Source organism: Phytobacter cepae, assembly GCF_054165735.1.
Map to the genome: position 1 here is coordinate 4,169,302 of NZ_CM135107.1, position 23,967 is coordinate 4,193,268.

19 protein-coding genes, 4 tRNA genes and 3 rRNA genes are annotated in these 23,967 nt (G+C 51.7%); 13 read left to right on the forward strand and 13 right to left on the reverse strand.

Features of this window, described 5'->3' with window-relative positions; all coding sequences use genetic code 11:
- Positions 1-130 precede the first annotated feature (130 nt).
- A complete protein-coding gene (locus tag ACUY4Q_RS19615) occupies positions 131-1,603 on the forward strand; it encodes an NCS1 family nucleobase:cation symporter-1 (RefSeq protein WP_458044368.1) in 1,473 nt (490 codons plus the stop codon).
- A gap of 132 nt (positions 1,604-1,735) precedes the next feature.
- Here the strand turns inward: ACUY4Q_RS19615 and ACUY4Q_RS19620 are convergent.
- Together ACUY4Q_RS19620 and dnaQ are read right to left on the reverse strand one after the other, a co-directional pair.
- A tRNA-Asp gene (locus ACUY4Q_RS19620) sits at positions 1,736-1,812 on the reverse strand.
- 132 nt (positions 1,813-1,944) lie between these two features.
- The gene (gene dnaQ / locus ACUY4Q_RS19625) at positions 1,945-2,676 is read right to left on the reverse strand and encodes a DNA polymerase III subunit epsilon (protein WP_458044369.1); all 732 of its coding nucleotides are present in this window, start codon (positions 2,674-2,676) and stop codon (positions 1,945-1,947) included.
- A 65-nt stretch (positions 2,677-2,741) separates the two neighbouring features.
- On the opposite strand from dnaQ, the gene rnhA reads away from it, so the two are divergent.
- The gene (gene rnhA / locus ACUY4Q_RS19630) at positions 2,742-3,215 is read left to right on the forward strand and encodes a ribonuclease HI (RefSeq protein ID WP_458044370.1); all 474 of its coding nucleotides are present in this window, start codon (positions 2,742-2,744) and stop codon (positions 3,213-3,215) included.
- On the opposite strand, the gene ACUY4Q_RS19635 is transcribed toward rnhA, so the two are convergent.
- Positions 3,206-3,922: a class I SAM-dependent methyltransferase gene (locus tag ACUY4Q_RS19635; RefSeq protein WP_458044371.1), complete on the reverse strand. Its 717-nt coding sequence runs from the start codon at positions 3,920-3,922 to the stop codon at positions 3,206-3,208. The two genes, rnhA and ACUY4Q_RS19635, sit on opposite strands and share 10 nt — an antisense overlap.
- Before the next feature lie 32 nt (positions 3,923-3,954).
- Between ACUY4Q_RS19635 and gloB the strand changes: the two genes are divergently transcribed.
- Positions 3,955-4,710 carry a hydroxyacylglutathione hydrolase gene (gloB, locus tag ACUY4Q_RS19640; protein ID WP_458044372.1) on the forward strand — a complete coding sequence of 252 codons (756 nt, stop codon included), beginning with the start codon at positions 3,955-3,957 and terminating at the stop codon, positions 4,708-4,710.
- Between the two features lie 71 nt (positions 4,711-4,781).
- Positions 4,782-6,149 (forward strand): murein transglycosylase D, encoded by a 1,368-nt coding sequence (gene mltD / locus ACUY4Q_RS19645; protein ID WP_458044373.1) that lies wholly within the window; start codon positions 4,782-4,784, stop codon positions 6,147-6,149.
- A gap of 48 nt (positions 6,150-6,197) precedes the next feature.
- Here the strand turns inward: mltD and ACUY4Q_RS19650 are convergent, their stop codons facing one another.
- Together ACUY4Q_RS19650 and ACUY4Q_RS19655 are read right to left on the reverse strand one after the other, a co-directional pair.
- On the reverse strand, positions 6,198-6,968 hold the full coding sequence (locus tag ACUY4Q_RS19650) for a class I SAM-dependent methyltransferase (RefSeq protein WP_458044374.1): 771 nt from the start codon (positions 6,966-6,968) through the stop codon (positions 6,198-6,200).
- Between the two features lie 80 nt (positions 6,969-7,048).
- Complete coding sequence (locus ACUY4Q_RS19655) at positions 7,049-7,846, reverse strand: endonuclease/exonuclease/phosphatase family protein (RefSeq protein ID WP_458044375.1); 798 nt, start codon at positions 7,844-7,846, stop codon at positions 7,049-7,051.
- Between the two features lie 216 nt (positions 7,847-8,062).
- Here ACUY4Q_RS19655 and yafC point away from each other — a divergent pair, with 216 nt between their 5' ends.
- The 3 genes from yafC to fabF all read left to right on the forward strand — a co-directional run bounded on the left by yafC (position 8,063) and on the right by fabF (position 10,972).
- The gene (yafC, locus tag ACUY4Q_RS19660; RefSeq protein WP_458044376.1) at positions 8,063-8,962 is read left to right on the forward strand and encodes a DNA-binding transcriptional regulator YafC; all 900 of its coding nucleotides are present in this window, start codon (positions 8,063-8,065) and stop codon (positions 8,960-8,962) included.
- A 114-nt stretch (positions 8,963-9,076) separates the two neighbouring features.
- Positions 9,077-9,604: a winged helix-turn-helix transcriptional regulator gene (locus ACUY4Q_RS19665; RefSeq protein WP_458044377.1), complete on the forward strand. Its 528-nt coding sequence runs from the start codon at positions 9,077-9,079 to the stop codon at positions 9,602-9,604.
- 90 nt (positions 9,605-9,694) lie between these two features.
- Positions 9,695-10,972 carry a beta-ketoacyl-ACP synthase II gene (gene fabF, locus ACUY4Q_RS19670; protein ID WP_458044378.1) on the forward strand — a complete coding sequence of 426 codons (1,278 nt, stop codon included), beginning with the start codon at positions 9,695-9,697 and terminating at the stop codon, positions 10,970-10,972.
- 104 nt (positions 10,973-11,076) lie between these two features.
- Here the strand turns inward: fabF and ACUY4Q_RS19675 are convergent.
- From ACUY4Q_RS19675 to gmhB, 7 genes are all read right to left on the reverse strand, one after another.
- A tRNA-Asp gene (locus ACUY4Q_RS19675) sits at positions 11,077-11,153 on the reverse strand.
- Between the two features lie 52 nt (positions 11,154-11,205).
- Positions 11,206-11,321: ribosomal RNA gene (gene rrf / locus ACUY4Q_RS19680) — 5S ribosomal RNA — on the reverse strand.
- Between the two features lie 191 nt (positions 11,322-11,512).
- Positions 11,513-14,418 (reverse strand): 23S ribosomal RNA (locus ACUY4Q_RS19685).
- A gap of 208 nt (positions 14,419-14,626) precedes the next feature.
- Positions 14,627-14,702: transfer RNA gene (locus ACUY4Q_RS19690), tRNA-Ala, on the reverse strand.
- A gap of 111 nt (positions 14,703-14,813) precedes the next feature.
- Positions 14,814-14,890: transfer RNA gene (locus tag ACUY4Q_RS19695), tRNA-Ile, on the reverse strand.
- Positions 14,891-14,961: 71 nt separating this feature from the next.
- Positions 14,962-16,501, reverse strand: a 16S ribosomal RNA gene (locus ACUY4Q_RS19700).
- The 16S, 23S and 5S rRNA genes sit together here with 3 tRNA genes alongside, the layout of an rRNA operon.
- Before the next feature lie 372 nt (positions 16,502-16,873).
- Positions 16,874-17,440 carry a D-glycero-beta-D-manno-heptose 1,7-bisphosphate 7-phosphatase gene (gmhB, locus tag ACUY4Q_RS19705; protein WP_458044379.1) on the reverse strand — a complete coding sequence of 189 codons (567 nt, stop codon included), beginning with the start codon at positions 17,438-17,440 and terminating at the stop codon, positions 16,874-16,876.
- 189 nt (positions 17,441-17,629) lie between these two features.
- Between gmhB and metN the strand changes: the two genes are divergently transcribed.
- The 6 genes from metN to proS all read left to right on the forward strand — a co-directional run bounded on the left by metN (position 17,630) and on the right by proS (position 23,209).
- A complete protein-coding gene (gene metN / locus ACUY4Q_RS19710; RefSeq protein ID WP_458044380.1) occupies positions 17,630-18,661 on the forward strand; it encodes a methionine ABC transporter ATP-binding protein MetN in 1,032 nt (343 codons plus the stop codon).
- Positions 18,654-19,307, forward strand: coding sequence for a methionine ABC transporter permease MetI (locus tag ACUY4Q_RS19715; protein ID WP_458044381.1), 654 nt, complete (start codon positions 18,654-18,656; stop codon positions 19,305-19,307). Before metN ends, ACUY4Q_RS19715 begins: the two co-directional genes overlap by 8 nt.
- A gap of 40 nt (positions 19,308-19,347) precedes the next feature.
- Positions 19,348-20,163: a methionine ABC transporter substrate-binding lipoprotein MetQ gene (gene metQ, locus ACUY4Q_RS19720; RefSeq protein WP_458044382.1), complete on the forward strand. Its 816-nt coding sequence runs from the start codon at positions 19,348-19,350 to the stop codon at positions 20,161-20,163.
- 106 nt (positions 20,164-20,269) lie between these two features.
- A complete protein-coding gene (gene rcsF / locus ACUY4Q_RS19725; protein ID WP_458044383.1) occupies positions 20,270-20,674 on the forward strand; it encodes an envelope stress sensor lipoprotein RcsF in 405 nt (134 codons plus the stop codon).
- The gene (gene tsaA / locus ACUY4Q_RS19730) at positions 20,671-21,378 is read left to right on the forward strand and encodes a tRNA (N6-threonylcarbamoyladenosine(37)-N6)-methyltransferase TrmO (protein ID WP_458044384.1); all 708 of its coding nucleotides are present in this window, start codon (positions 20,671-20,673) and stop codon (positions 21,376-21,378) included. Before rcsF ends, tsaA begins: the two co-directional genes overlap by 4 nt.
- A gap of 112 nt (positions 21,379-21,490) precedes the next feature.
- Positions 21,491-23,209: a proline--tRNA ligase gene (proS, locus tag ACUY4Q_RS19735; RefSeq protein WP_458044385.1), complete on the forward strand. Its 1,719-nt coding sequence runs from the start codon at positions 21,491-21,493 to the stop codon at positions 23,207-23,209.
- A 42-nt stretch (positions 23,210-23,251) separates the two neighbouring features.
- Here proS and nlpE read toward each other — a convergent pair whose 3' ends face one another.
- Entirely contained in the window at positions 23,252-23,950 is a 699-nt protein-coding gene (gene nlpE / locus ACUY4Q_RS19740; RefSeq protein ID WP_458044386.1) for an envelope stress response activation lipoprotein NlpE, read from the reverse strand.
- Between the last annotated feature and the right edge of the window lie 17 nt (positions 23,951-23,967).

Below are 23,967 nucleotides of genomic sequence, written 5' to 3' on the forward strand. Positions count from 1 at the left end.
TGCGTTTTACTTATCATTTTGTATACGACATTAAAGTATTTTGTATACATAAAATTAAAACCTGGCCTGGTTCATGCAACACATGATGGCAGACATAACGTCACAATCTGTATTCAGAGGAGCAGATTCCATGCCAAACCTTGAACCAAATTATAAAGACAGCTACAGCCCCCGGCTCACCAACGACGACCTGGCTCCTACGCGGGATCAGAACTGGACGTGGTACAACATCTTCTCTTTCTGGATGTCCGATGTTCACAGCATGGGCGGTTACGTGGTGGCTGCGAGCTTCTTCGCCCTCGGCCTCGCCAGTTGGCAGGTGCTGATCTGCCTGCTGTTAGGTATTTGCATAGTGCAGTTGTGCGCCAACCTGGTCGCCAAACCCAGCCAAATGGCAGGCGTACCTTATGCCGTTATCTGCCGCCAGGCCTTTGGCGTATTCGGCGCCAACATTCCGGCGGTCATTCGCGGCCTGATCGCTTTTGCCTGGTACGGTATTCAAACTTACCTGGCAGCGAACGCCCTGATGCTGGTGGCGCTGAAATTCTGGCCATCGTTAGCGCCGATGACCGAAGGGCATTTTCTGGGCCTGTCGCATTTAGGTTGGATTTGCTTTGGGATTATGTGGGTTTTACAGGCGCTGGTGTTCTGGCATGGGATGAGCGCCATTAAGCGCTTTATTGATGTCGCAGGGCCTGCGGTCTACGTGGTGATGCTGGCGCTGGCGGGGTGGATCCTCTCGCAAACCGGCTTTGATGGCATCTCATTTACGCTTGCCAGTAAAGAGCTGACCGCCGGGGAGCAGACCTGGCAGATGATCACCGCGACCGCACTGGTGGTCTCCTACTTCTCCGGCCCGCTGCTGAACTTTGGCGACTTCTCCCGTTACGGAAAAAGCATGCAGGAAATCCGCCGGGGAAACCGCTGGGGCCTGCCGTTTAACTTCCTGCTGTTCTCTATTGTCACCGTGGTGATCGTTTCAGGTACACAGTCGCTGTTCGGCAAGATGATCACCGATCCTATCGAAACCGTCAGCCATGTTGGCAACAGTCTGGCCATGGCGATTGGTCTGCTGACTATGATCATTGCGACTATTGGGATCAACATCGTGGCGAACTTCGTTTCTCCGGCTTTTGACTTCTCTAACTGCTCACCGCAGAAGATCAGCTTCCGCACCGGTGGGATGATTGCCGCAGTGGGTTCCGTGCTGCTGACGCCATGGAATCTGTTCCAGTCACCGGAATTGATCCATTACACCCTGGACGTGCTGGGCTCTTTTATCGGACCGTTGTTCGGTATTCTGCTGGCGGATTTTTACCTGATTAAACGCGGGAAAGTGTTTGTCGACGATCTGTTTACCGTCTCTCCGACCGGGCGCTACTGGTACAAAAATGGCATTAACCCCAAAGCGGTGGTGGCCCTGATTCCCTCCGTCGCCGTGTGTCTTGTCATTAGCTTTATTCCATCACTGCATGAGGTGGCGAATTTCAGCTGGTTTATCGGGGTGTTCCTCGGCGGCGTGAGCTACCGCTGGATTGCGCGTCACGATCGCGAAGGGGTGAGCGAGGGATTTGCCCCACGCCGCGTAACGGCGAAAGAGTAAATGTTAAAAAGCCCGGGCTTGAGTTCGGGCTTTCTTTTATGACCTGACGTGCAGACGAAAAAAAACCGCATCCGTTTTGCAACGTTGCGGTTTTTTTACTTATCAGATGTTAAAAACACCCGAATTAAATGTTGGCGGAACGGACGGGACTCGAACCCGCGACCCCCTGCGTGACAGGCAGGTATTCTAACCGACTGAACTACCGCTCCGCGATGTTCCCGTTGGGGAACGAGGCGCATATTACGTATTGTGTTCAGGGCCGTCAACGCTTTTTCTGACGATTTGTATCGTTTGCTGCAAAAACAACCCAACGGACCGTTTTCTCGACAAAAGTGAAGGCGTTACGCGCGCCAGAGGCAGCTTCCACCCTTCTTTTGCACCAGATCAAGACGCGATTCGTGGTTCAGCAACTCCTCATCACTGGCTAAAACTACCTTTAACTGGCTCGCCTTGCGAACAACACGTTGAATTCCACCAACATCTCCCTGCTGCTGTCCTTCTCTCTCAGTGGAAAAGGACATCAGAGTTTGTCCGCCGGTCATCAGCAGATAGACATCAGCCAGAATCTGGGAATCGAGTAATGCGCCGTGCAGCGTACGTTTACTGTTGTCTATTTCGTAGCGTGAACAGAGTGCATCCAGACTGTTACGCTTGCCAGGGAACATCTTACGGGCGAGTGCAAGGCTGTCCGTGACCTTACAGAAGCTGCTGGTCTTAGGAATATCGCGGTTAAGTTTACTGAATTCATAGTCCAGAAAGCCGATATCAAACGACGCGTTATGAATGACCAGTTCGGCACCACGGATGTAGTCAATAAAGTCATCAGCGATATCACCAAACACCGGTTTATCCAGCAAAAACTCATCGGCAATACCGTGTACGCCAAACGCTTCAGGATCAACCAGGCGGTCGGGTTTGAGGTAGATGTGATAGTTGTTACCGGTCAGTCGACGGTTAATCACCTCGACGGCACCTATCTCAATGATTTTGTGCCCTTCGTAATGGGCGCCGATTTGGTTCATACCGGTGGTTTCGGTATCAAGAACGATCTGGCGTGTAATTGCAGTGCTCATAGCGGTCATTTATGTCAGACTTGTCGTTTTACATATCGATTTCTAATACAGGAAGTCTACCAGAGATGCTCAAGCAGGTAGAAATTTTCACCGACGGTTCTTGCCTGGGTAATCCAGGGCCCGGTGGCTATGGCGCGATTTTACGTTATCGCGGGAATGAAAAATTGTTCAGCGCAGGGTACCACCTTACGACTAACAATCGCATGGAACTGATGGCCGCCATCGTTGCCCTTGAAGCGCTGAAAGAACATTGCGAAGTGACCCTCAGTACCGACAGCCAGTACGTTCGCCAGGGGATAACCCAGTGGATCCACAACTGGAAAAAACGCGGCTGGAAAACGGCAGAAAAGAAACCGGTTAAAAATGTCGATCTGTGGAAACGCCTTGATGCTGCGCTTGGACAGCACCAAATCAAATGGGAATGGGTTAAAGGACATGCGGGCCACCCGGAGAACGAACGCTGCGATGAACTGGCACGCGCCGCCGCCATGAGTCCGACCCGTGACGACGTCGGTTATCAGACCGAAAATCAGGGCTGACGCGTCTGCCTGGTTGCCCCCACCGTCTGCCGTACCTGGGATTTGCTCCGGCGCATCTTCATTGGCGTGGGCGTAAGCGGAATCGTACGCTTACGGGCGACAATCAACTGCATACAGCCAAGTGCTGGCAAGTGCGTACCAAGCAACTTGCCGCCCTGTTTCGTCCAGGGAAGCACATGAAAACGGCTGTAATGCATTACTTCAAAATTGAGCAGTGCAAGCCAGTCCAACTGGCGCATCAATGTAAACATGCGGCTTCTGACCGAAGATGAACGCCGAATCACCGGGATCATTTTGCCGATTCCTAACAGACTCACCGGGTTAAAACCGCTGATCACAAGCCAACCATCATCGATCAATACACGATCTACTTCCTGCAAAAGTCGATGGGGATCCGGGCACCAGGGCAACGTGTGCGCCAGTAAGCATGCATCGACTGACTTCGCCGCAAACGGTAAATGCAAAGGATCGGCACGAACATGAGCCGGTTCACCGGTCAGTGACACATTGACCTGATGGGAGATAGCGCAACTTTCGGCATTGATTTCCGCGCTGAGATTGCCAATCTTAAGCAAATGAAACCCATACATTTTTGCAAACCATGGCTTAAGTTGCTTTTCCAGTGCTTCGCGGTAATGCACTCCTTTAGGCAGCTCTGCCCATTGGGTTGGTGCTGTATATTTACGAGGAGTCCTTGCCGGTTTCATCACAACCTTCCGCTACGCTTTGAGAGGTATTTATGAATCTTACCAGTATTCCCGCTTTTCAGGACAACTACATCTGGGTGTTGAGTGAAGATGAGGGCCGATGCCTGATTGTCGACCCGGGTGAATCCGCCCCGGTGCTGCAAGCCATTGAAGAAAATGGCTGGAAACCGCAGGCCATCCTGCTCACTCATCATCACAACGATCATGTCGGCGGGGTAAAAGATCTCCTGAAGACGTTCCCGGAGCTGGCGGTGTATGGCCCGGCGGAAACACGAAATAAAGGGGCAAACAAGATTGTTGGTGAAGGGGATCAACTCGATGTGCTGGGGCTGAGTTTCAGCGTCATTCACACGCCAGGTCACACTTTAGGACATATCTGTTACTTTAGCGCACCTTATCTTTTCTGTGGCGATACGATGTTTTCTGGCGGCTGTGGACGGCTCTTCGAAGGCACAGCAGATCAGATGTTTGACTCATTTTGTAAGATTGATGCGCTTCCCGAAGATACGCTTATTTGTTGCGCACATGAATATACTTTAGGGAATATTAAGTTTGCTTTGAGCCTCCTTCCGCACGATCGGGACCTTAACGAATATTATCGAAAAGTTAATGAGTTACGTGCAAAAAACCAAAAAACACTCCCCACAACTCTGAAAAAAGAGCGTGAAATTAATATATTTTTACGCACACAAGATACTGATTTAATTGATGTAATAAATAAAGAAACAAAGTTGCAACAAGCTAATGCGCGATTTGGCTGGTTAAGGTCAAAGAAAGATAACTTCTGACAATTGCGGGTTGCCTTTTTAAAACTTCGCCGTTATGATCGCTCGTCTTTTAAGCAACTATTGACACACACATGAAGGCAAAAGCGATATTATTCGCCTCTGTCCTGCTTGTGGGGTGCCAGTCGTCTAACCACGATGGCGCCGTACAACAGCACGCACAGAGCCTTTCTGCAGCTGGTCAAGGGGAAGCAGGGAAGTTTACAAGTCAGGCACGGTGGATGGACGATGGGACACTCTCCGGGCAGGAACAGGACTTGTGGGCTTCCATAAGCGACGAGCTAAAGATGGGAATTCCGGAAAATACCCGGATTCGCGAGCAGAAACAGAAGTATTTGAGAAATAAGAGCTATCTCCACGATGTAACTTTACGGGCAGAGCCGTATATGTACTGGATAGCAGGGCAAGTTAAAAAACGTAACATGCCCATGGAACTGGTACTACTACCCATAGTGGAGAGCGCTTTTGACCCACACGCAACGTCTGGTCGTAACGCCGCTGGCATTTGGCAGATCATACCGAGCACGGGTCGTAATTATGGTTTAAAACAGACTCGCAGCTACGATGCGCGTCGTGACGTTGTGGCCTCTACAACCGCCGCGCTCGACATGATGCAGCGTTTAAATCGCATGTTTGATGGCGACTGGCTGTTAACCGTCGCGGCTTATAACAGCGGTGAGGGTCGTGTACTGAAGGCAATGAAAGCGAATAAAGCGCGGGGTAAACCCACGGATTTCTGGTCGCTTTCACTGCCACAGGAAACCAAAATTTACGTACCAAAAATGCTGGCGTTGAGTGACATACTTAAAAACAGCAAACAGTACGGTGTAAGCCTGCCTTCGTCAGACGAAAGTCGTGCGTTGGCGCGAGTCAGATTGAGCAGCCCTGTAGAGGTTGGTCAGTTGGCGGATATGGCTGGTATTTCGGTAAGCAAACTTAAGACCTTTAACGCTGGCGTTAAGGGGTCAACCTTAGGTGCAAGCGGGCCGCAATACGTTATGGTGCCGCAGAAACACGCCGATCAACTGCGTGAGTCTCTGGCATCCGGTGAAATTGCTGCTGTCCAGCCAACGTTAGTTGCGGACAATACGCCATTGAGCAGCCGCAGCTATAAAGTACGTTCAGGTGATACATTATCCGGCATTGCTTCACGCCTGGGTGTCACCGCGAAAGACCTCCAGCAATGGAACAGTCTGCGCGGAGCAAACCTGAAGGTAGGTCAGAATCTGACAGTAGGTGCAGGTACAAGCGCGCAGCGTCTTGCCAGCAATGCTGACAGCATTACTTACCGCGTACGCAAAGGAGATTCGCTCTCCAGTATCGCTAAGCGTCACGGCGTTAATATCCAGGACGTGATGCGTTGGAACAGTGATACAGCGAATCTGCGGCCAGGCGATCAGCTGACGTTGTTTGTGAACAACAGCAGTTCGCCGGACTCCTGATAAACAGGCTTAAGCAAAAAAGGCACCGCTCCCCCGGTGCCTTTTTTATTATGCGATTTTCACTGCTTCCGCCATGATGGTATCACTGGCAAATGACCCATCCCCGGTCAGCTCAAAATAATTCTTCACCTCCGTAGAGGCACTTTGTTGATACATTCTGATCGCATCGCTCAGCGTTTTCGGCGTACGCATACGTGCAATCCAGGAGCTAAACTCCAGCGTCAGACGATCGGTAATGAGATTGCGGGTGACCAGTCCGGCGTCGTTCAACAACGTCAGCCACTCACCGCTGGAATAGTTTCGTACATGTGAAGTATCGCGCAGCGCTTCAATGGTCTGCAGCCAGATATCACGCACCGGGTGGCCGGGGGACATAATATCCATAATTATGACCGTGCCGCCGGGCTTCAGAACACGCCTCACTTCCCGCAGCGCCTGCCCGACATCGTGCCAGTGGTGTGCAGAATAGCGACTGATTACGACGTCGAACGATTCGTTCTCAAACGGCAGAGCTTCAGCATATCCCTGACGCGTCATAACATTGCTCAGCCCCTTCTCCTTTGCCGCAGCGGCTACCACCTCCAGCATTTGACTGGAGAGATCGTAAGCCGTGACCTGTGCTGCCTGACCTGCGGCAGCAAAGCTCGCATGCCCAGCGCCACATCCCATATCCAGGACATGCGCATGCGGAAATGCGCTGAGACGCTCTGCCAGACGCTGTAAATCGCGCCCGGAAGCATGCACAGCGCTGGTTAAATAGGCATTGGCCCGATCGCCAAACTGTTTTTCGACATTGTCATGATGGGAACCTGTAGTCATTGTGTTGTCCTTATTGAGTGAGAAGAAAGGGCAGCACCAGTGCATATGGCCTGCCCGACGGCAGACCTGACACACCATTATTACTCAGGCTTGCCGGGACTGAATTCTACGAGTAGCGGATTATGATCGGAGGCGCGGGTCACCAGCACTGACGCTTCGTGCACGTTCAGACCGCGATAAAAAACAAAATCCAGAGGACGACCAAACGCCCGGCGGCGATTGTCATCAGTAAAACGTACCTGCCGCAGAGACATTTCGCGTGAGAAGCGAAACAGCGCATTCATACGTGGGCGACTCCAGGCATTAAAGTCACCCGCCATGATAACCGGGCCATTATGGCGCAGGATCTGGTCACCAATCGGCAGCAGCTGTTTACTGTATACATCCACCCCAAGGCTGAAGTTCACCGCATGTACATTGACCACCATCAAATTGCGCATATCGGGTAAGGGGTAAACCGTTACCAGCGCCGATTTTGCCAGACGTAAAATAGGCTCACGCTCACGCAAAGGGCAACAATAGACCGGATGGGCGGAGGAAAGCGTCATGACACCCGAGGGATGTTGTGGCAAGACAAAGGCGGGAACCTGGTCGGCAGCGAGATAGTTAGTGGTCGCAAACCTGACCAGTTCTGGCGTCGTTTGCGCTTCTTGTAACAAGACGAGATGAGCATCTTTACCAAAGTTTTGCAGTACCGACAGCCACTCCGCCCGCTGTTGTTTGAAGATATTCCATACCAGAACGCGAATTTTGTCTTCGCTGCTCAAAGGTACGCCAGCGGGCAACGCCTTACCGATAGTCGCAAACGACCCGGGCGGCATAATGCGCTCCGCAGGCTGTCCGGCAACGTATCGCATGGCATAGGTATTCTTCGGCACTTTCAGATTCTGACCTCTTCACGAACCCTCCATCGCATGGAGTAGTCATTCAGTTATAGGGATTTTAGCGCAGAGTTTCAACGTTGAATGACAGAAAAGAACCAGTTTCAAGTAAGTAAGTGCTCATCAACATTTGAAATGTGGCTGTACCAGGCAGAGCGTGATTAAATGCAAGGGTATTTATAATAAGCGCTAACTATTGCTACAGGTGCAACAATGAAAGCCAGCTCTGAAGAACTCACTATTTTCGTTGCCGTCGTCGAGAGCGGTAGCTTTAGCCGCGCGGCTGAACGACTCGGTCAGGCAAACTCAGCCGTCAGTCGGGCGGTAAAAAAACTGGAGAGCAAACTGGGCGTTAACCTTCTTAACCGCACTACTCGTCAGCTTAGCCTCACTGAAGAGGGTGAGCGTTATTTTCGACGGATTCAGGGGGTGCTGCAGGAAATGGCGGCAGCAGAGACTGAAGTAATGGAAGCGAAACTAACGCCGCGAGGCATGCTGCGCATTGATGCTGCCACGCCCGTCATGCTCCATTTCCTGATGCCGATGATCAAGCCCTTTCGCGAGCGCTACCCGGAAATTACGCTATCACTGGTCTCCAGCGAAACATTCATTAATTTGATTGAGCGAAAAGTTGATGTCGCTATCCGGGTGGGTAAATTGACTGATTCCAGTCTGCGCGCCCGCCCTCTGTTCAGCAGCTATCGTAAAATGATTGCCTCACCAGACTATCTTGCCCGTAACGGTAAGCCAGGAAAGGTGACTGACCTGGAAAAACATGTGTGCCTGGGATTCACTGAGCCGGTGTCATTAAATACCTGGCCTATAGCATCCGGTGATGGGCAGTTATATGAGGCTGAATGTGGGTTAACATCAAACAGTGGAGAAACGCTAAAACAGCTCTGTCTGAGCGGTAATGGTATAGCCTGTTTGTCGGATTACATGATCAATAAAGAACTTAAAAGCGGCGAACTGGTTGAAGTTCTTGCCGATAAACGTCTTCCTGTCGAAATGCCTTTCAGCGCCGTTTATTACAGCGACAGAGCGGTCAGTACGCGTATTCGTGCCTTCATTGATTTCGTCAGCGAACAGCTTTTGTGCTCACCGCTTAACTGATCCCATGCTGCTTGTCTGATTCCTTTACAGCTTAAAATCAACTTCGCCACCAGTAACTTGCATTTTGATAGTTACCATGCGAGTGTGTTTTGCAAAATAATGTTGGAGATAAGAATGAAGAACCAGCCGCTTTGCGAAGCACCCTGTCCTATCGCCCGAAGCCTGGGGCGCATTGGTGACAGCTGGAGCCTGATGATTTTACGTGATGCTATGGCGGGTTTTACCCGTTTTGATGAGTTCCAGAAAAGCGCAAACGTTGCACCAAATATTCTGTCACGCCGGCTCAAGCAGCTTGTGGAAGATGGCCTGCTTGAAAAAGTGTGTTACAACAGCGCCCCTCCACGTTATGAATATCACCTGACCGAACGCGGCCGTGATTTTCGCCCCGTCATGCTGGCGCTGGCCGAATGGGGTAACCGTCATTTTGCGCCTGAAGGCCGGCAGGTTCAGTTGGTCGATAAAGAGACCCAGCGAATGGTGCAGCCGATAATGGTTGATAAGGCCACGGGGCAGCCTATCACGCCAGAAAAGTATGTCATGGTGCCTGGACCTTCCGCCTCCCCTCTTATTCGCTATCGCCATGAATATCTACAGCGTAAAAACGCGGGCGATAGCACTCAGAAATTCAGCCCCGGCTGCTAGTCTTGCGGACTATCTGTATTTTCACACACCTTCACTCCGCTCATAAAACAGAAACCATCATGGTTAGCATGACGACATCAGGAGAGATATATGAATGATTTGAAGCGGCGTATTGTCGTTACGGGGATGGGTATCGTGAGTCCCCTTGGTTGCGGCGTTCAGCACGTCTGGCAGTCACTCATCGCTGGGCATTCTGGGGTGCGTCGGTTGCCTGAATCCATGATTGAAGACATTCCGTGCAAAGTTGCAGGCCAGGTACAGGGCATTGAAGACGATCCTCAACACGGTTTCGATCCTTTATCCGTCATTCCGGCTAAAGATCGCAAGAAAATGGATCGATTTATTGAGTTTGCATTGGTTGCGGCACATGAGGCACTGGTGCAGGCGAACTGGCACCCTCTGGATCAAGCGTCAAAAGACAGGACGGCAACAATTATTGCTACCGGCATTGGTGGGTTTAGCCAAATCGCCGATGCAGTGACGACCACCGAGCATCGCGGCCCGCGCAGGTTATCCCCTTTCACCATTCCTTCTTTTCTCGCTAACCTGGCTGCAGGCCATGTCTCCATTGCGCATGGTTTTCGTGGCCCGATTGGTGCACCAGTGACAGCTTGTGCTGCGGGAGCGCAGGCCATCGGTGATGCAGCCAGATTAATTCGTGCTGGCGAAGCTGACGTTGCTTTGTGTGGGGGAAGTGAGGCTGCAATCCACCGGGTTAGTCTTGCCGGATTCGCCGCAGCCAAAGCCTTGTCATCAGGGTTTAATGAACATCCTGCAGAAGCATCTCGTCCGTTTGATCAGGACAGGGATGGTTTTGTGATGGGTGAAGGTGCGGGATTGCTGGTTATCGAATCACTGGAACATGCGCTTTCCCGTGGGGCGACGCCGCTTGCGGAATTGGTGGGATATGGAACCAGTGCCGATGCTTATCATCTTACGGCAGGGCCAGAAGATGGCAACGGTGCACGGCGTGCCATGGAAGCGGCGCTAAAACAGGCCGGCATTGCGCCGGAAAAGGTTCAGCATATCAACGCACATGCTACTTCAACGCAAGTGGGCGATAAGGGGGAGTTAGCTGCAATTCGCGACCTTTTCAACAATCATCAGGTTGCGATTAGTTCAACGAAATCGGCTACAGGGCATTTGCTCGGGGCAGCCGGAGGCATAGAGGCAATATTTACTATTCAGGCGCTTCGCGAACAAATAGCGCCACCGACATTAAATCTGCATAAACCTGATGATGCTGCGTCCGGCATGAATATGATAAGGCTTACGGCCCGACCTATGGCTATCGAATATGCGCTATCCAATGGCTTTGGATTTGGCGGGGTGAATGCCAGTTTGCTGCTGAAACGATGGGATAGCTGATCAATACAAGGCAAGGAGTGAATGCTCCTTGTCTTTTTTATGGTGAGTGTAAAGACTGAAAGGCAAAAAAACCGCATCTCATATGAGATGCGGCTCTTAATAAGTGGCGGAACGGACGGGACTCGAACCCGCGACCCCCTGCGTGACAGGCAGGTATTCTAACCGACTGAACTACCGCTCCACCGAATTTCGTCACACACCGGTTTATTGCCCCGGTTTACTGCTAATTTGATGCCTGGCAGTTCCCTACTCTCGCATGGGGAGACCCCACACTACCATCGGCGCTACGGCGTTTCACTTCTGAGTTCGGCATGGGGTCAGGTGGGACCACCGCGCTAGTGCCGCCAGGCAAATTCTTTGTGCTCTGTCCTGTGGCTTTTGTGCTGATACTGCGTTGGCTGCTCTTGTGAACGTCAGTCACATACCTCAGTATGCTCCTTCCGTCACTGCGTTTGCCGCCTTGTCTCAGCGCAAAATCCTTCGGACTCTGAATCTAAGCTGAAAATCTCTCAAATCACGCCAAAACAGCTTCGGCGTTGTAAGGTTAAGCCTCACGGTTCATTAGTATCGGTTAGCTCAACGTATCGCTACGCTTACACACCCGACCTATCAACGTCGTCGTCTTCAACGTTCCTTCAGGACCCTTAAAGGGTCAGGGAGAACTCATCTCGGGGCAAGTTTCGTGCTTAGATGCTTTCAGCACTTATCTTTTCCGCATTTAGCTACCGGGCAATGCCATTGGCATGACAACCCGAACACCAGTGATGCGTCCACTCCGGTCCTCTCGTACTAGGAGCAGCCCCCCTCAATTCTCCAGCGCCCACGGCAGATAGGGACCGAACTGTCTCACGACGTTCTAAACCCAGCTCGCGTACCACTTTAAACGGCGAACAGCCGTACCCTTGGGACCTACTTCAGCCCCAGGATGTGATGAGCCGACATCGAGGTGCCAAACACCGCCGTCGATATGAACTCTTGGGCGGTATCAGCCTGTTATCCCCGGAGTACCTTTTATCCGTTGAGCGATGGCCCTTCCATTCAGAACCACCGGATCACTATGACCTGCTTTCGCACCTGCTCGAGCCGTCACTCTCGCAGTCAAGCTAGCTTATGCCATTGCACTAACCTCCTGATGTCCGACCAGGATTAGCTAACCTTCGTGCTCCTCCGTTACACTTTAGGAGGAGACCGCCCCAGTCAAACTACCCACCAGACACTGTCCGCAACCCGGATCACGGGTCTACGTTAGAACATCAAACATTAAAGGGTGGTATTTCAAGGTTGGCTCCACGCAGACTGGCGTCCACGCTTCAAAGCCTCCCACCTATCCTACACATCAAGGCTCAATGTTCAGTGTCAAGCTATAGTAAAGGTTCACGGGGTCTTTCCGTCTTGCCGCGGGTACACTGCATCTTCACAGCGAGTTCAATTTCACTGAGTCTCGGGTGGAGACAGCCTGGCCATCATTACGCCATTCGTGCAGGTCGGAACTTACCCGACAAGGAATTTCGCTACCTTAGGACCGTTATAGTTACGGCCGCCGTTTACCGGGGCTTCGATCAAGAGCTTCTCCTTACGGATAACCCCATCAATTAACCTTCCGGCACCGGGCAGGCGTCACACCGTATACGTCCACTTTCGTGTTTGCACAGTGCTGTGTTTTTAATAAACAGTTGCAGCCAGCTGGTATCTTCGACTGAGTTCAGCTCCACGAGCAAGTCGCTTCACCTACCATCAGCGTGCCTTCTCCCGAAGTTACGGCACCATTTTGCCTAGTTCCTTCACCCGAGTTCTCTCAAGCGCCTTGGTATTCTCTACCTGACCACCTGTGTCGGTTTGGGGTACGATTTTGTGTTACCTGATGCTTAGAGGCTTTTCCTGGAAGCAGGGCATTTGTTACTTCAGCACCGTAGTGCCTCGTCATCACACCTCAGCGTTAAAAAGGTACCGGATTTACCTGGAACCTCCGCCTACATGCTTAAACCGGGACAACCGTCGCCCGGCTAACATAGCCTTCTCCGTCCCCCCTTCGCAGTAACACCAAGTACAGGAATATTAACCTGTTTCCCATCGACTACGCCTTTCGGCCTCGCCTTAGGGGTCGACTCACCCTGCCCCGATTAACGTTGGACAGGAACCCTTGGTCTTCCGGCGAGCGGGCTTTTCACCCGCTTTATCGTTACTTATGTCAGCATTCGCACTTCTGATACCTCCAGCAACCCTCACAGGTCACCTTCAACGGCTTACAGAACGCTCCCCTACCCAACAACGCATAAGCGTCGCTGCCGCAGCTTCGGTGCATGGTTTAGCCCCGTTACATCTTCCGCGCAGGCCGACTCGACCAGTGAGCTATTACGCTTTCTTTAAATGATGGCTGCTTCTAAGCCAACATCCTGGCTGTCTGTGCCTTCCCACATCGTTTCCCACTTAACCATGACTTTGGGACCTTAGCTGGCGGTCTGGGTTGTTTCCCTCTTCACGACGGACGTTAGCACCCGCCGTGTGTCTCCCGTGATAACATTCTTCGGTATTCGTAGTTTGCATCGGGTTGGTAAGTCGGGATGACCCCCTAGCCGAAACAGTGCTCTACCCCCGAAGATGAATTCACGAGGCGCTACCTAAATAGCTTTCGGGGAGAACCAGCTATCTCCCGGTTTGATTGGCCTTTCACCCCCAGCCACAGGTCATCCGCTAATTTTTCAACATTAGTCGGTTCGGTCCTCCAGTTAGTGTTACCCAACCTTCAACCTGCCCATGGCTAGATCACCGGGTTTCGGGTCTATACCCTGCAACTTAACGCCCAGTTAAGACTCGGTTTCCCTGCGGCTCCCCTATACGGTTAACCTTGCTACAGAATATAAGTCGCTGACCCATTATACAAAAGGTACGCAGTCACACCACGAAGGTGCTCCCACTGCTTGTACGTACACGGTTTCAGGTTCTTTTTCACTCCCCTCGCCGGGGTTCTTTTCGCCTTTCCCTCACGGTACTGGTTCACTATCGGTCAGTCAGGAGTATTTAGCCTTGGAGGATGGTCCCCCCATATTCAGACAGGATACCACGTGTCCCGCCCTACTCTTCGAGTTCACAACATATGCACTTTCATGTACGGGACTTTCACCCTGTATCGTGCGACTTTCCAGACGCTTCCATTAACACACATGCTGATTCAGACTCTGGGCTCCTCCCCGTTCGCTCGCCGCTACTGGGGGAATCTCGGTTGATTTCTTTTCCTCGGGGTACTTAGATGTTTCAGTTCCCCCGGTTCGCCTCATGCCACTATGTATTCATGACATGATAGTGTGTCGAAACACACTGGGTTTCCCCATTCGGGTATCGCCGGGTCAAAGGTTCATATCACCTCGCCGACGCTTATCGCAGATTAGCACGCCCTTCATCGCCTCTGACTGCCAGGGCATCCACCGTGTACGCTTAGTCGCTTAACCTCACAACCCGAAGATGTTTCGTAAAACACCGTTCAGTGTCGTGAAAATTTGAGAGACTCGAACACACCGTCATTCTGTTCTTATTACGGAGAACAGACACGATGTGTCGTTTCAATTTTCAGCTTGATCCAGATTTTTAAAGAGCAAAACTTCGCAGTGAACCTTTTCAGGTACACTCTGAAGTTTTCTTATCATGTGCAGTAAAGGATGGTGGAGCTATGCGGGATCGAACCGCAGACCTCCTGCGTGCAAGGCAGGCGCTCTCCCAGCTGAGCTATAACCCCATCGTAATACTGAATCTCTGTTTACCGGAATTTTTCCTGAGGCAAGGCGTGTAACGGCGAAGCATACTGAGGTATGCGAGCTGTTTCACAACGCAGCATTCAGGGAAAATTTGGTAGGCCTGAGTGGACTTGAACCACCGACCTCACCCTTATCAGGGGTGCGCTCTAACCACCTGAGCTACAAGCCTGCAGAGATTGCTTTACTGCTAATTTTCATCAGACAATCTGTGTGAGCACTACAAAGGCAGGTTCTTTAAGGTAAGGAGGTGATCCAACCGCAGGTTCCCCTACGGTTACCTTGTTACGACTTCACCCCAGTCATGAATCACAAAGTGGTAAGCGCCCTCCCGAAGGTTAAGCTACCTACTTCTTTTGCAACCCACTCCCATGGTGTGACGGGCGGTGTGTACAAGGCCCGGGAACGTATTCACCGTGGCATTCTGATCCACGATTACTAGCGATTCCGACTTCACGGAGTCGAGTTGCAGACTCCGATCCGGACTACGACATACTTTATGAGGTCCGCTTGCTCTCGCGAGGTCGCTTCTCTTTGTATATGCCATTGTAGCACGTGTGTAGCCCTACTCGTAAGGGCCATGATGACTTGACGTCATCCCCACCTTCCTCCAGTTTATCACTGGCAGTCTCCTTTGAGTTCCCGGCCGGACCGCTGGCAACAAAGGATAAGGGTTGCGCTCGTTGCGGGACTTAACCCAACATTTCACAACACGAGCTGACGACAGCCATGCAGCACCTGTCTCAGAGTTCCCGAAGGCACCAAAGCATCTCTGCTAAGTTCTCTGGATGTCAAGAGTAGGTAAGGTTCTTCGCGTTGCATCGAATTAAACCACATGCTCCACCGCTTGTGCGGGCCCCCGTCAATTCATTTGAGTTTTAACCTTGCGGCCGTACTCCCCAGGCGGTCGACTTAACGCGTTAGCTCCGGAAGCCACTCCTCAAGGGAACAACCTCCAAGTCGACATCGTTTACAGCGTGGACTACCAGGGTATCTAATCCTGTTTGCTCCCCACGCTTTCGCACCTGAGCGTCAGTCTTTGTCCAGGGGGCCGCCTTCGCCACCGGTATTCCTCCAGATCTCTACGCATTTCACCGCTACACCTGGAATTCTACCCCCCTCTACAAGACTCAAGCCTGCCAGTTTCGAATGCAGTTCCCAGGTTGAGCCCGGGGATTTCACATCCGACTTGACAGACCGCCTGCGTGCGCTTTACGCCCAGTAATTCCGATTAACGCTTGCACCCTCCGTATTACCGCGGCTGCTGGCACGGAGTTAGCCGGTGCTTCTTCTGCGGGTAACGTCAATCGACACGGTTATTAACCGTATCGCCTTCCTCCCCGCTGAAAGTACTTTACAACCCGAAGGCCTTCTTCATACACGCGGCATGGCTGCATCAGGCTTGCGCCCATTGTGCAATATTCCCCACTGCTGCCTCCCGTAGGAGTCTGGACCGTGTCTCAGTTCCAGTGTGGCTGGTCATCCTCTCAGACCAGCTAGGGATCGTCGCCTAGGTGAGCCGTTACCCCACCTACTAGCTAATCCCATCTGGGCACATCTGATGGCAAGAGGCCCGAAGGTCCCCCTCTTTGGTCTTGCGACGTTATGCGGTATTAGCTACCGTTTCCAGTAGTTATCCCCCTCCATCAGGCAGTTTCCCAGACATTACTCACCCGTCCGCCACTCGTCACCCGAGAGCAAGCTCTCTGTGCTACCGTTCGACTTGCATGTGTTAGGCCTGCCGCCAGCGTTCAATCTGAGCCATGATCAAACTCTTCAATTTAAGTTTGATGCTCGTAGAATTAAACTTCGTAATGAATTACGTGTTCACTCTTTGAGACTTGGTATTCATTTATTGTCCGGAGACATTAAGAATCCATGTCACTTTGAGTGCCCACACAGATTGTCTGATAAATTGTTAAAGAGCAGTGCAACGCGGCTTTCGCTCACCGTTGCGAGGTGGCGTATATTACGCTTTCCTCTTTCAGAGTCAACCCTGATTTTCAGGATTTTTTCTCTTCAACCGAACCGGCTGTTTAGTGTGAAGTGATTCACATCTGCCGTGTCGATGGAGGCGCATTATAGGGAGCTCCCGATGAATGACAAGCGGAAAAATGCATTTTTATTTCAACCGCTCATCTTTTCATCACAACGGCTATTTTTGATGCTTTTTGATGGCTGCAGGCAGCTCTGCAAGGCTATTAATCACCCAATCTGCTGCACTTTCTGCTTCTGGCGTGACGGGTTTACCGGTTCGAACCAGCACACGCGTCCCCACCTGCGCTGCATTTGCTGCCTGCATATCTTCAATTTTATCGCCAACCATATAAGAAGCAGACATATCGATGTGCAAATGATCGCGTGCAGAGATGAACATCCCCGGGTGCGGTTTACGGCAGTCGCACGTCTGGCGGAACTCTTCCACGGTTCCCTGCGGATGGTGCGGACAATAATAGATGCCGTCTAATTCAACGTCGCGATCGGCCAGCGACCAGTCCATCCATTCGGTGAGCGTCTCAAACTGCGCTTCAGTAAACTTGCCACGGGCTATGCCGGATTGGTTAGTGACTACAATCAGGGCGAAACCCATTGCCTTTAGTTCACGCATGGCATCAATGACACCATCAATAAACTCAAAATTGTCGATTTCATGGACATAGCCGTGATCGACATTAATTGTGCCATCACGATCGAGAAAAACTGCAGGTACTGATTTTGCCACCGGTTTGCTCCTGAATAAGGCATGTCCTTTCATTATCTCATGTTTCCCCTGGCAGGAAAGTGCTCATCTCACAGGGTGTGATTGATTTAGACGTCTGGATGCCCTAACATCCGCTCTGTTTACGGTCAATGACCGTAACCGGCAGAACAAAATGCCACGGCTCACTCTTAATACGATAAAAATAATCTAATGATTAAACTTTCGAATATCACCAAAGTGTTCCAGCAGGGGACGAGATCGATTCAGGCACTGAACAATGTCAGCCTGCACGTTCCTGCCGGGCAAATTTATGGCGTCATAGGCGCATCGGGTGCCGGTAAAAGTACGCTGATTCGCTGCGTTAATTTACTGGAACGCCCAACCCAGGGGAGTGTTCAGGTAGGTGGTCAGGAACTGACCGCGCTTTCTGAATCAGAACTGACCAAAGCCCGCCGCCAGATTGGCATGATTTTCCAGCACTTTAATTTGCTCGCCTCTCGTACGGTCTTCGGCAACGTCGCGCTGCCTCTAGAATTGGATAACACACCGCGTGAAGAAATTAACCGCCGTGTGAAAGAGCTGCTTGATCTGGTTGGCCTGGGTGATAAGCATGACAGCTACCCGGCGAATCTCTCCGGTGGTCAAAAGCAACGTGTTGCGATCGCCCGTGCATTAGCAAGCAATCCTAAAGTGTTACTGTGCGATGAGGCCACCAGCGCACTGGATCCGGCTACCACTCGTTCTATTCTCGAGCTCCTTAAAGACATTAACCGCCGTCTCGGCCTGACGATTCTGTTGATCACCCATGAAATGGATGTCGTAAAACGCATTTGTGATTGCGTTGCCGTCATCAGCAATGGTGAATTGATTGAGCAGGACACGGTGAGTGAAGTCTTCTCACATCCCAAAACGCCGCTGGCGCAGCAGTTTATTCAATCGACACTGCACCTCGACATTCCAGAAGACTATCTGCAGCGCCTGAAAGAGCAGCCTTTGGCAGACAGCGTACCGATGCTGCGTATGGAATTTACCGGCCAGTCAGTAGATGCGCCGCTGCTGTCCGAAACAGCTCGCCGCTTTAATGTGAATAACAACATTATTAGCGCGCAGATGGATTACGCCGGTGGCGTTAAGTTCGGCATCATGCTGACCGAAATGCATGGCACTCAGCAGGATACGCAAGCGGCCATTACCTGGCTTAAAGAACACCATGTAAAAGTAGAGGTGCTGGGTTATGTCTGAGCCAATGATGTGGTTACTGGTGAAGGGTGTCTGGGAAACGCTGGCAATGACCTTCGTGTCCGGCTTTTTCGGTTTTGTATTAGGCCTACCGGTCGGCGTACTCCTTTATGTCACGCGTCCCGGGCAAATTTCTGAAAACGCGAAGCTGTACCGCACAATATCCGCGCTGGTGAATATCTTCCGTTCTATTCCTTTTATTATCTTACTGGTCTGGATGATCCCATTCACCCGTATTGTAGTCGGTACCTCCATCGGTCTGCAGGCAGCGATTGTGCCGTTAACGGTTGGTGCAGCACCCTTTATTGCCCGTATGGTAGAAAATGCCCTGCTGGAGATCCCCACCGGTCTTATCGAGGCATCCCGCGCTATGGGTGCGACACCGATGCAAATTGTACGCAAGGTGCTGCTGCCGGAAGCATTACCGGGACTGGTGAACGCCGCAACCATCACCCTGATTACCCTGGTCGGTTACTCCGCGATGGGAGGAGCCGTGGGTGCGGGTGGCCTGGGGCAAATTGGCTATCAGTACGGCTACATCGGCTATAACGCGGTAGTGATGAACACCGTGCTGGCCCTGCTGGTGATTCTGGTTTACTTAATTCAGTTTGCAGGCGATCGTATCGTTCGCTCTGTTACGCATAAATAATGTGGTTCACAACACAACGACTCTGAGAAAGGAAAAACACATGGCGTTTAAATTCAAAACCTTTGCGGCAGTAGGTGCGCTGATTGGCTCGCTGGCCCTGGTGGGCTGCGGTCAGGATGAAAAGGATCCTAACCACATCAAAGTGGGCGTGATTGTTGGTGCAGAACAGCAGGTTGCTGAAGTTGCCCAAAAAGTAGCAAAAGAGAAATATGGCCTGGACGTAGAACTGGTTACGTTCAACGACTACGTATTGCCGAACGAAGCGCTGAGCAAAGGCGATATCGATGTTAACGCTTTCCAGCATAAGCCATACCTGGATCAGCAGATTAAAGATCGTGGTTACAAGCTGGTCGGCGTGGGCAATACCTTCGTTTACCCGATTGCAGGCTACTCCAAGAAAATTAAATCTATTGATGAACTGCAGGAAGGCGCGCAGGTTGCCGTACCAAATGACCCAACAAACCTTGGCCGCTCCCTGCTGCTGCTGCAAAAACAGGGCCTGATCAAACTGAAAGAAGGTGTTGGTTTGCTGCCGAACGTTCTGGACGTCACTGAGAACCCAAAAAACCTGAAGATTGTTGAACTGGAAGCCCCGCAGCTGCCGCGCTCTCTGGACGATGCTCAAATTGCCCTGGCGGTGATTAACACCACGTATGCCAGCCAGATCAACCTGACCCCAGCGAAAGATGGCATCTTCGTTGAAGACAAAGATTCCCCATACGTAAACCTGATCGTTAGCCGCGAAGATAATAAAGACGCTGAAAACGTGAAGAAATTTGTCCAGGCTTATCAGTCGGATGAAGTATACGAAGCTGCAAACAAAGTATTCAATGGTGGTGCAGTTAAAGGCTGGTAATTTCCCTCTTCTGCATTATCCTTCAGGACGGGCGTAAGCCCGTCTTGTCATTTGCTCAAGCACCTGATTCAATAAGCGACGTTGAGAATTTTACTGAGGATATATTATGCGTGCTTTACCGATCTGTTTATTGGCACTCATGCTGAGCGGCTGTTCAATGCTAAGCAGATCTCCCGTCGAACCCGTTAAAAGCACCGCGACGCCTCCAAAAGTGGAACCGGCAAAACCAAAACCGCCGCGTCAAGCTCCTGTCAGAATCATTACTAACGCTGAAGACTTAGTGGGTAAAACGTTTCGCGATTTAGGAGAAGTCACCGGTGATTCTTGCCAGGCCAGCAATCAGGATTCGCCACCGAATATCCCAACTGCGCGCAAACGTCTGCAAATTAACGCCTCTAAAATGAAAGCAAACGCGGTTCTGCTGCATAGCTGCGAAGTCACCAGCGGTACGCCGGGTTGTTATCGTCAGGCCGTATGTGTGGGATCCGCCCTTAACGTATCGGCGAAATGACCGCGTTTTCTTTTGAACAGATAGGCGTCATTCGCTCCCCGTATAAAGAAAAATTTGCCGTTCCCCGTCAGCCTGGACTGGTCAAGGCGGGAAGCGGCGAATTGCATCTTATCGCCCCTTATAACCACGCCGAGGCCGTTCGCGGACTTGAAGCATTCAGCCATCTGTGGGTTTTGTTTATTTTCCACCAGACGATGGACGGTGGCTGGCGGCCAACCGTTCGACCTCCCCGTCTGGGAGGAAACGCCAGAATGGGCGTTTTTGCTACCCGTTCGACCTTCCGTCCTAATCCTGTTGGCATGTCGCTGGTTGAGCTCAACGGTATTCGCTGCGAAAAGGATCAGGTCATATTGCAGCTTGGCAGCCTGGACCTGGTCGATGGCACACCCGTTGTCGATATCAAACCCTATCTACCGTTCGCTGAAGCCCTTCCCGACGCACGGGCCAGTTACGCGCAACATGCTCCTGGTGCCGAAATGCCCGTCATGTTCAGTCCAGAGGTTGAAGCACTGTTACCGGGGCTTGAAAAGCGTTACCCTCGCCTTTCATCCTTTATTTGCGAAGTGCTGGCCCAGGATCCTCGTCCAGCCTACCGAAAAGGTGAAGAACAGGGAAAAACCTATGCCGTCTGGCTACTGGATTTCAATGTTCGCTGGCGGGTAACCGAAGCGGGTTTCGAAGTCTTTGCGCTGGAAGACCGTTAATTTCTCCTGCCTCTACTTTTGACATTCCGGCCTCGCTGGTAAACTGAAGCACTTTTTTTAAATCAGGCTCCCTTTGAGTCTGTTCTACTCGTCCAACTGGAAACGTAACAACATGCGTACTAGCCAATACCTGCTCTCCACTCTGAAGGAGACACCTGCCGACGCCGAGGTTATCAGTCATCAGCTGATGCTGCGCGCCGGGATGATCCGCAAGCTGGCCTCCGGGTTATACACCTGGCTGCCGACCGGCGTGCGCGTCCTGAAAAAAGTCGAAAACATCGTGCGTGAAGAGATGAATAACGCCGGTGCGATCGAGGTGTTAATGCCGGTGGTTCAGCCTTCTGAGCTGTGGCAAGAGAGCGGTCGTTGGGAGCAGTATGGCCCGGAGCTGCTGCGTATTTCCGACCGTGGCGAGCGTCCATTCGTACTCGGCCCGACACACGAAGAAGTGATCACCGATCTGATTCGTAACGAGCTTAGCTCTTACAAACAGCTGCCGCTGAACTTCTATCAGATCCAAACCAAATTCCGTGACGAAGTGCGTCCACGTTTCGGCGTGATGCGTTCCCGCGAATTCCTGATGAAAGATGCGTACTCTTTCCATACCTCTCAGGAATCCCTGCAGGAAACCTACGACGCAATGTATGCCGCCTACAGCAAAATCTTCAGCCGTATGGGTTTGGATTTCCGCGCGGTACAGGCTGACACAGGTTCTATCGGCGGCAGCGCTTCCCACGAATTCCAGGTGCTGGCGCAGAGCGGCGAAGATGATGTGATCTTCTCTGACTCATCCGACTTCGCGGCAAACATCGAGTTCGCTGAAGCCGTGGCACCGAAAGAGCCTCGCGCAGCCGCCACTCAGGAAATGACGCTGGTTGATACGCCAAACGCGAAAACCATCGCTGAGCTGGTTGAGCAGTTCAATCTGCCAGTCGAGAAAACCGTGAAAACGCTGCTGGTGAAAGCGGTAGAAGGTAGCAAGTCTCCGCTGGTTGCCCTGCTGGTTCGCGGCGATCACGAGCTGAACGAAGTGAAAGCGGAAAAGCTGCCACAGGTTGCCAGCCCGCTGACCTTCGCAACGGAAGAAGAGATTCGTGCGCTGGTGAAAGCCGGTCCAGGCTCTCTCGGCCCAATCAAAATGCCGGTTCCGGTCATTATCGACCGTACCGTTGCTGTGATGAGCGATTTCGCGGCCGGCGCTAATATCGACGGAAAACACTACTTCGGCATCAACTGGGATCGCGATGTTGCTACGCCAGAAGTGGCTGATATTCGTAACGTGGTTGCCGGTGACCCAAGCCCAGACGGTAAAGGTACGCTGCTGATCAAACGCGGTATCGAAGTGGGCCACATCTTCCAGCTAGGTACTAAGTACTCCGAAGCGATGAAAGCATCCGTGCAGGGTGAAGATGGGCGTAACCAGACCTTGACCATGGGCTGCTACGGCATCGGGGTAACTCGCGTAGTGGCCGCCGCCATTGAGCAGAACTTTGACGATCGTGGCATCCTGTGGCCAGAAGCTATTGCGCCGTTCCAGGTAGCCATTTTGCCAATGAACATGCACAAATCTTACCGTGTACAAGAACTGGCAGAGAAGCTCTATAACGAACTGCGTGCGCAGGGTATCGATGTACTGATGGACGATCGTAAAGAGCGTCCAGGCGTCATGTTTGCAGACATGGAGCTTATTGGTATTCCTCACACCATCGTTATTGGTGACCGCAACCTTGATAGCGACGATATTGAATACAAATACCGTCGCAGCGGCGAGAAGCAAATGATCAAGACGGGTGACATCATGAACTTCCTGGTTAACGCCATTAAAGGCTAACCCGCGCCGGTAGTAAAAAGGCCTCGCATGCGAGGCCTTTTTTTATGGATGATTACACTCTTTTCCCGCAAGGAATGTCGCGTTTTTATCCGCCACCAGTGTTTTCACCAGTGCACCGGTGTCCGGGTTGGGTTTCTGGGTAAAGTGCCCTTCCACTTCCAATAATACCGCCTGATGACGGTTGCCCCGCGCCTCACTAAACTTCTGTTCAAGCTGAGTATCAGGATTAACCGCGATCCGTTTACCGGTGGCGCAGTCCGTAAACGTGGCAGCACCCACTGAGTAAAGGTACATCCCCCGCATCGCCATTGGCGTTGATGGCAATGACGATTTCATCGGCTGCAACGTGTAATTAAGTTGAGAATCAATCGGGTTACCTTCACGATCTAACATTTCCAGCGCGTCGCCTTTAACCCGGAAGTACAGCTTTTCGCCTTTTGCATCCGTTAAGACCAGTTTGTCCGCCGTGCGCGCCCAGGCGCCATAGGCGGCAAATTCTGCAGCGGCTTTCCCGCCCTGATAGCCCTGATTCATTACCCAGGTGCCGTCTTTCTCAAGAAAAAGTGAGGTATCAATCCCTTCACAGTCGGCACAGGGTAGAGTCCCCCGCCAGCTTTGCTGCATCGGTTTGAGTTCTTGTTGTTGCGCAGGTGAGACAACCTGGACTTCTCCCCGGTTATTACATCCCATCAGTCCGAAGAGTGTCATGACCGCCGCCAGTGACAAAATCGCTTTTTTCACTCTCTATTCCTTATGAA

Excerpts from the sequence above, each read along its gene's own strand:
- ACUY4Q_RS19615 (WP_458044368.1), top strand. The coding sequence starts at position 131 with ATGCCAAACCTTGAACCAAATTATAAAGACAGCTACAGCCCCCGGCTC.
- dnaQ (WP_458044369.1), bottom strand. The coding sequence starts at position 2,676 with ATGAGCACTGCAATTACACGCCAGATCGTTCTTGATACCGAAACCACC.
- rnhA (WP_458044370.1), top strand. The coding sequence starts at position 2,742 with ATGCTCAAGCAGGTAGAAATTTTCACCGACGGTTCTTGCCTGGGTAAT.
- ACUY4Q_RS19635 (WP_458044371.1), bottom strand. The coding sequence starts at position 3,922 with ATGAAACCGGCAAGGACTCCTCGTAAATATACAGCACCAACCCAATGG.
- gloB (WP_458044372.1), top strand. The coding sequence starts at position 3,955 with ATGAATCTTACCAGTATTCCCGCTTTTCAGGACAACTACATCTGGGTG.
- mltD (WP_458044373.1), top strand. The coding sequence starts at position 4,782 with ATGAAGGCAAAAGCGATATTATTCGCCTCTGTCCTGCTTGTGGGGTGC.
- ACUY4Q_RS19650 (WP_458044374.1), bottom strand. The coding sequence starts at position 6,968 with ATGACTACAGGTTCCCATCATGACAATGTCGAAAAACAGTTTGGCGAT.
- yafC (WP_458044376.1), top strand. The coding sequence starts at position 8,063 with ATGAAAGCCAGCTCTGAAGAACTCACTATTTTCGTTGCCGTCGTCGAG.
- ACUY4Q_RS19665 (WP_458044377.1), top strand. The coding sequence starts at position 9,077 with ATGAAGAACCAGCCGCTTTGCGAAGCACCCTGTCCTATCGCCCGAAGC.
- fabF (WP_458044378.1), top strand. The coding sequence starts at position 9,695 with ATGAATGATTTGAAGCGGCGTATTGTCGTTACGGGGATGGGTATCGTG.
- metN (WP_458044380.1), top strand. The coding sequence starts at position 17,630 with ATGATTAAACTTTCGAATATCACCAAAGTGTTCCAGCAGGGGACGAGA.
- ACUY4Q_RS19715 (WP_458044381.1), top strand. The coding sequence starts at position 18,654 with ATGTCTGAGCCAATGATGTGGTTACTGGTGAAGGGTGTCTGGGAAACG.
- metQ (WP_458044382.1), top strand. The coding sequence starts at position 19,348 with ATGGCGTTTAAATTCAAAACCTTTGCGGCAGTAGGTGCGCTGATTGGC.
- rcsF (WP_458044383.1), top strand. The coding sequence starts at position 20,270 with ATGCGTGCTTTACCGATCTGTTTATTGGCACTCATGCTGAGCGGCTGT.
- tsaA (WP_458044384.1), top strand. The coding sequence starts at position 20,671 with ATGACCGCGTTTTCTTTTGAACAGATAGGCGTCATTCGCTCCCCGTAT.
- proS (WP_458044385.1), top strand. The coding sequence starts at position 21,491 with ATGCGTACTAGCCAATACCTGCTCTCCACTCTGAAGGAGACACCTGCC.